Annotated in this window: 6 protein-coding genes; 2 read left to right on the forward strand and 4 right to left on the reverse strand. The window is 69.2% G+C overall.

Annotation, left to right across the window (positions count from 1 at the left end; translation table 11 throughout):
* Window positions 1–50 precede the first annotated feature (50 nt).
* From ABT004_RS35625 to ABT004_RS35640, 4 genes are all read right to left on the reverse strand, one after another.
* On the reverse strand, window positions 51–2,309 hold the full coding sequence (locus ABT004_RS35625) for a HelD family protein (protein ID WP_351345746.1): 2,259 nt from the start codon (window positions 2,307–2,309) through the stop codon (window positions 51–53).
* 165 nt (window positions 2,310–2,474) lie between these two features.
* Window positions 2,475–2,789, reverse strand: coding sequence for a thioredoxin (gene trxA, locus ABT004_RS35630; RefSeq protein ID WP_351345749.1), 315 nt, complete (start codon window positions 2,787–2,789; stop codon window positions 2,475–2,477).
* A gap of 2 nt (window positions 2,790–2,791) precedes the next feature.
* A complete protein-coding gene (locus tag ABT004_RS35635) occupies window positions 2,792–3,202 on the reverse strand; it encodes a MerR family transcriptional regulator (protein ID WP_351345752.1) in 411 nt (136 codons plus the stop codon).
* A gap of 29 nt (window positions 3,203–3,231) precedes the next feature.
* Window positions 3,232–3,537, reverse strand: a complete 306-nt coding sequence (locus tag ABT004_RS35640; RefSeq protein WP_351345755.1) for a hypothetical protein — start codon at window positions 3,535–3,537, stop codon at window positions 3,232–3,234.
* A gap of 189 nt (window positions 3,538–3,726) precedes the next feature.
* Between ABT004_RS35640 and ABT004_RS35645 the strand changes: the two genes are divergently transcribed.
* Window positions 3,727–4,608, forward strand: a complete 882-nt coding sequence (locus ABT004_RS35645) for an AraC family transcriptional regulator (RefSeq protein ID WP_351345758.1) — start codon at window positions 3,727–3,729, stop codon at window positions 4,606–4,608.
* A gap of 57 nt (window positions 4,609–4,665) precedes the next feature.
* Window positions 4,666–5,478: a maleylpyruvate isomerase family mycothiol-dependent enzyme gene (locus tag ABT004_RS35650; RefSeq protein ID WP_351345761.1), complete on the forward strand. Its 813-nt coding sequence runs from the start codon at window positions 4,666–4,668 to the stop codon at window positions 5,476–5,478.
* The last annotated feature ends 113 nt before the right edge of the window (window positions 5,479–5,591 follow it).

The following is a 5,591-nucleotide window of genomic DNA, read 5'->3' on the forward strand; positions in this document are numbered from 1 at the left end:
GGACCGGGGGCGGAGCCCCCGGTTTCGGGAAGGGGCGGGGTGGGGGAAATTCACCCCCGCAGAGCCGCCCCCAACGCCCCCGGCAACCCACCCGCATGAACAACCCCAAGCTCCTGCGTGGCCCGAGTAAGCGCCACATACAAATCGCTCACCCCGAACTCCCCGGGCTCAACCACAATCACCCGGTCGAACTCCAAGCCCTTGGCCTGCCGCGGATCAAGCAACACCAACTGCCGCGTGAGATCAGGCTCACCCCCAGCCTCAACCCCCGGCAACCGCGCCGCCAAACCGGCATGAAGCCCCCGCGGCGCAATCACCGCCAACCGCCCCTCCTCCGGCACACGCCCAACCGCCTCCTTGGCCGCAACCTCAACAACGTCATCCGCCCGCACAACCCACGGCCACTCCCCACTCGACCGCACCGACGACGGCGCCTCGTACCCCGGGTGCGCCTCCCGCAGCACGGCCGCCGCAACGTCCATGATTTCGGACGGCGTCCGGTAGTTGACCCCGAGCCGCGTGTGCTCGAAGCGGTCCTCGACGTACGGCGCGAGGATGTCCGCCCACGCCCCGACACTGCCCTCCTCGGAGGTCTGCGCGGGGTCACCGACCAGCGTCATCGACCGCGTCGGCGACCTGCGCATGAGCAGCCGCCACGCCATCTGGCTCAGCTCCTGCGCCTCGTCGACGATGATGTGCCCGAACGCCCAGGTCCGGTCGGCGGCGGCCCGCTCCGCGGCGCTGCGGTGGTCCTCCTCCTCGTACCAGTCGGCGACCCGGTCCGCGTCCACGACGTCGTGCGCGGCGAGCACTTCAGACTCGTCCTCGTCCTCGAACTCGTACGTCTCCGAGCCCTTGGACAGATCGAGCACACCCTGCGCGTAAGCGATCCGCTCCTGCCGCGCCGCCTCCGCCGCGGCCCGCTCGGCACTGTCGTCGTACCCGAGCAGCTCAGCGGCCTCATCAAGCAGCGGCACATCCCCAACAGTCCACTCACCGCAACCCTCGCCTTGGTTCGAAGACACACGCCGAATCGCGTCCGCGTCCTCCCCCGACACGTGCGTGGGCTCAGCCAAATACCCCGCGAGGAACCCCTGCGGCGTCAACTGGGGCCACAGCTCCTCGATGGCCGCATGCACATCAGCGCTGGACGCGACGGCCTTGCCGAGCTGGGCGATGTCGTCGGGGCCGAGGAAGTTCGGGCCGCCGTAGGGGTCGGCACCGATCCGCTCGCTGAGCTGTTCGGTGAGCGCGTCGATCACCCGGAAGGCGAAGTGCGGACGGGCCAGGTTGTGCGGCAACTTGGCGTCCCGGGCCGCCTGCCGGGCCTCGTAGGCGATCTCCCAGTCAAGTACGAGATCACCGTCATCGTGCGGGATCACCAACGGGGCACCCGGCTCGGGCAGCCGCTGCTGGTCCTCGACGGCCAGCGCGAGGCTGTCTGCCATCGCCGCCGAGCCCTTCACGGTGGCCGCGCGCGGCGTGTCCTTGGCCGTGGCGTGCACACCGGGGAACAACTCCCCCACCGTCGACAGCAGCACCCCGGTCTCGCCGAGCCCCGGAAGCACCTCGCCGATGTACTTCAGGAACGCCGGGTTCGGGCCGACGATCAGCACGGCCCGCTTGGCGAGCAGCTCCCGCTGCTCGTACAGGAGGAACGCGGCGCGGTGCAGCGCGACGGCCGTCTTTCCGGTGCCGGGCCCGCCCTCGACGACGAGCACTCCCGGGTGCGGGTGCCGGATGATGCGGTCCTGCTCGGCCTGGATCGTCTGCACGATGTCGCCCATGCGGCCGGTGCGCGCCGAGTTCAGGGCGGCGAGCAGCACGGCGTCGCCGGTCGGGTCCTCGTACCCGGTGCGCTCCGAGTCGTCGAGGTCGAGGATCTCGTCGTGCAGCTCGGTGACGGTGCGGCCGTCGAACGTGAGGTGGCGGCGCCGGCGAAGACCCATCGGCGTATGACCCGTGGCGAGATAGAAAGGCCGGGCCACGGGGGCCCGCCAGTCGATCAGCATCGGTGTGCGCTCGGAGTCGTCCGCCCGAATTCCGATTCGGCCGATGTGGTGCGCCACACCGACTTCTTGATCATCGTCGCCCTTGAGGTCAATTCGACCGAAGCAGAGCGAGCCTTCCACCGCATTCAACGCGGCGAGCAGCCCCGATCGCTCGACGACCAGCAGGTCCCTCTCGAGGAGGGCCTGCTGGCCGGTCCCCACCGGGGTGATCGCATCCCGGACGGAGTCCGCGGCGACGCCACGCAGCTCATCGACGCGCCTGTAGAGCGCGTCGATGTATTCCTGCTCTTTCTGCAATTCCAGGCTGTCCCGGCTTGACAAAACAACTCCCTGCCCGGTACCGTGGTTTTCGTTGGCCCCCATTGTGGGGCCTTTTCTGTGGGCACACAGAAACACTGAATATACCCCGGGCGGGGCCGAATTCCAAAGCCGTCGACAGTCGTCGACAACCGCCGGCGTTGCTCAGACGGTCTCGGCCAATTCCTCCAGAAGCCGCCGCTTCGGCCTGGCCCCCACGCGCGACCACACCGGTTCGCCGTTCTTGAACACCATCAGTGTGGGCATGGACATCACCCCGTACTTCACGGCCGTCTCCGGATTGACGTCGACGTCGATGGCCACGACGTCGAGGCGCTCCCGCTCCTCCTCCGCGACGGCCTTGAGCACCGGCGCCAGCTGCTTGCACGGACCGCACCACTCAGCCGTGAACTCCACGAGCACGGGCCGCTCGGCCCGCAGCACCCGCGCCTCGAAGTCCGCGTCGGTCACATCCCGCATGATCACTCCTCGTCCGTCAGCTCACAGCGCGGCTCATGGGCCTCCGCCGCCAGCGTCTCCATGGCCCTCTCGGCGCGCGCCAACTGCGCACCGACCGTCTCACGTACGGCGGTCAACTCGCCGATCAGCGCATCGAGTTCGGCGACCTTGCTCCGGTACACGGCCAGCGAAGCCGGGCACGAGTCGCCCTCCGGATGCCCCGCCCGCAGGCAGTCCACGAACGGCCGGGTCTCCTCCAACTCGAAGCCGAAGTCCTGCAACGTGCGGATCTGCCGCAACGCCTTCAGGTCGTCCTCGTCGTACGTCCGGTAGCCGTTGCCACCGCGCCGCGCGGGCAGCAGCCCACGCGACTCGTAGTACCTGAGCGCCCGCGTCGTCGTACCGGCGCGGGCGGCGAGCTCTCCGATGCGCATGTCGAAGACGTTAGACCTTGCCGCTGACGTCAACGCCAGTCGACGTGTACGAGGTACAGCAGATACGTGGCCGCGACGGCGAACGGCGCCACCACCGAGAACCCCCGCCGACGGGCCACGAACCGTCCCTCCCACGGCAACAGCCAGGCGGTGGCCAGCGTGAGGAGCGCGACGGTCAGCCCCCAGCCGAAGACGGGTTCGGCGTCCCTGCCGACACCCATCCACGCGAGGAACGCCCCCGGCAGCGTGACCAGACTCGACGCCAGCGGGGCAACCCAGACTCGAAGACGCGACGCGGACGGTGCGGCGGGCTCGGCGGCGAGTTCGGAGATCATGCCTCCATCCAAGACGGACAACAGTTCCCCTACCTGAGTGCAGGTACTCACCTCACATACTCAGCTCACGTACTCAGTTCCCATGATCGGTGCGACCGACTTGATCGGGCACAGGATGTCGGGTCCACCGATACGCACCGCGCCTAGCGTTCAAGACGTCAACAGCACGAACCGGAAGGAGGGGCCAGGTTGCTGGACCGACTCAACCAGGTCATGGACCACATCGAGCAGCGCCTCGAAGAGCCCCTGGACATCGCCGAGTTGGCGCGCATCGCCACCACGTCCGAGTACCACCTGCGCCGGATGTTCTCGGCGCTCGCGGGCATGCCGCTGTCGGAGTACGTCCGCCGTCGCCGGCTCACGGTGGCGGGCGCCGAGGTCCTCGCCGGCCAGGAGTCGCTCCTGACCATCGCCGTGCGCTACGGGTACGGCTCGGGCGAGTCGTTCGCCCGGGCATTCCGCTCCCTGCACGGTGTCGGCCCCGGCGAGGCCCGCCGCACGAAACCGGCACTGGTCTCCCAGCCCCGCCTCTCCTTCCGGCTCACCGTCGAAGGGAACAGCAGCATGCGTTACCGCGTAGTGGACCGCCCCGAGTTCAGCGTCGTCGGCCCGAAGGCCCGGGTCCCCCTGGTGTACACGGGCCCGAACCAGGCGATCATCGACTTCGTCCGCTCCGTCCCGCCGGAAACCGTCTCGGCCCTTCAGCAGCTCTCGAAGGACTCCGCCGAGGATCCCGAGGGCATCGTCGCCGTCTGCGACGACCTGGACCCCGGCCGCGCTGAGGGCAGCGAACTCGACTACTACCACGGGGTGGTGGCCGGCCCGGACGCCCCGGCTCCCGCCAACACCACCACACTCCCCGTGCCCGCCGGCACCTGGGCCGTCTTCACCACGTCGGGCCCGGCGCCGGAGGCCATCCAGGCCCTCTGGGCGACGGTGTACGCGGAGTGGTTCCCCGCAAACCCGTACCGCACCCGCCCCGGCCCGGAAATCCTGCGGACGCAGCTGTCACCGGACGGCGCGACGGCGGACGCGGAACTGTGGCTGCCGGTGGAGCGGGAGCCCTCCTGACCTGACCTGACCGGAAGTCCCCGGCCAATTGTCAGTGCCTGCCGCTACGTTGCCTCCATGAGCCACGATGCAGGCACCCCCTTGTCCGTCGCCCGGTATCTCGACTGCCTGGCCGCCGACTTCGAGCAGCTCCGGTCCGCCGCCACGCCGGCCCCGACGGCCCGGGTCCCGAGCTGCCCGGACTGGACCGTCACCGACCTGGTGCACCACGTCGGGCAGGTCTACGCACACAAGACGCAGGCCGTACTGGCGGCCGCTCCCGGCACCGAACCGGAGTGGCCACCGAAGGGCACGTCCGACGAGGAACCGTTCGCCCTCCTGGACCGCGCCTACACCGAACTGCGGACGGCCTTCGAGACACACGCCCCGGAGGGTCCGTCGGGAACGTGGTACTCCCCGGACCAGACCGTCGGCTTCTGGATCCGCCGCATGGCGCAGGAGACGGTGATCCACCGCATCGACGCCGAACTCGCCGCCGACGGCCCGATCTCCCCCGTCCCGGACGACCTCGCCATCGACGGGATCGACGAACTCCTCAAGGTGTTCACGGCTTACGCGGTCACCGAGTGGTCCGCCTATTTCCGCGAACCGCTGGCCGCGTCGCCGGGCCGGACGTACGAGGTCCGGGCAGAGACCGACAGGGGCGCGACGTGGCGGATCCGTACCGGGTCAGACCCCGATCCCACCTTCACTGTCGAGGACGGCGCGGCCGCGAGCTCCGCGGACGTCACCCTCAGCGGCACACCCGCGGCGCTGCTGCGCGACCTGTGGAACCGCGTGGGCGCCGACGAGACCTCACAGGTGCGGGTCACCGGGGCACCGGAGGCAGTCGAGGAATTGCGAGCCTGCCTCATGATTTCTACGCAATAGAGACGCTGTAAACGCAGAAAAGCCCGGACCGTATCCCGGTCCGGGCTTTCCTTTTAAAATTAGTTCGGCGGCGTCCTACTCTCCCACAGGGTCCCCCCTGCAGTACCATCGGC

The organism is Streptomyces sp. NPDC002790, assembly GCF_040295505.1.
Lineage (GTDB): Bacteria > Actinomycetota > Actinomycetes > Streptomycetales > Streptomycetaceae > Streptomyces.

What these genes read in the sequence shown, in the direction of transcription:
- ABT004_RS35635 (WP_351345752.1), bottom strand. Translation starts at nt 3,202, where the DNA reads ATGCGCATCGGAGAGCTCGCCGCCCGCGCCGGTACGACGACGCGGGCG.
- trxA (WP_351345749.1), bottom strand. Translation starts at nt 2,789, where the DNA reads ATGCGGGATGTGACCGACGCGGACTTCGAGGCGCGGGTGCTGCGGGCC.
- ABT004_RS35640 (WP_351345755.1), bottom strand. Translation starts at nt 3,537, where the DNA reads ATGATCTCCGAACTCGCCGCCGAGCCCGCCGCACCGTCCGCGTCGCGT.
- ABT004_RS35650 (WP_351345761.1), top strand. Translation starts at nt 4,666, where the DNA reads ATGAGCCACGATGCAGGCACCCCCTTGTCCGTCGCCCGGTATCTCGAC.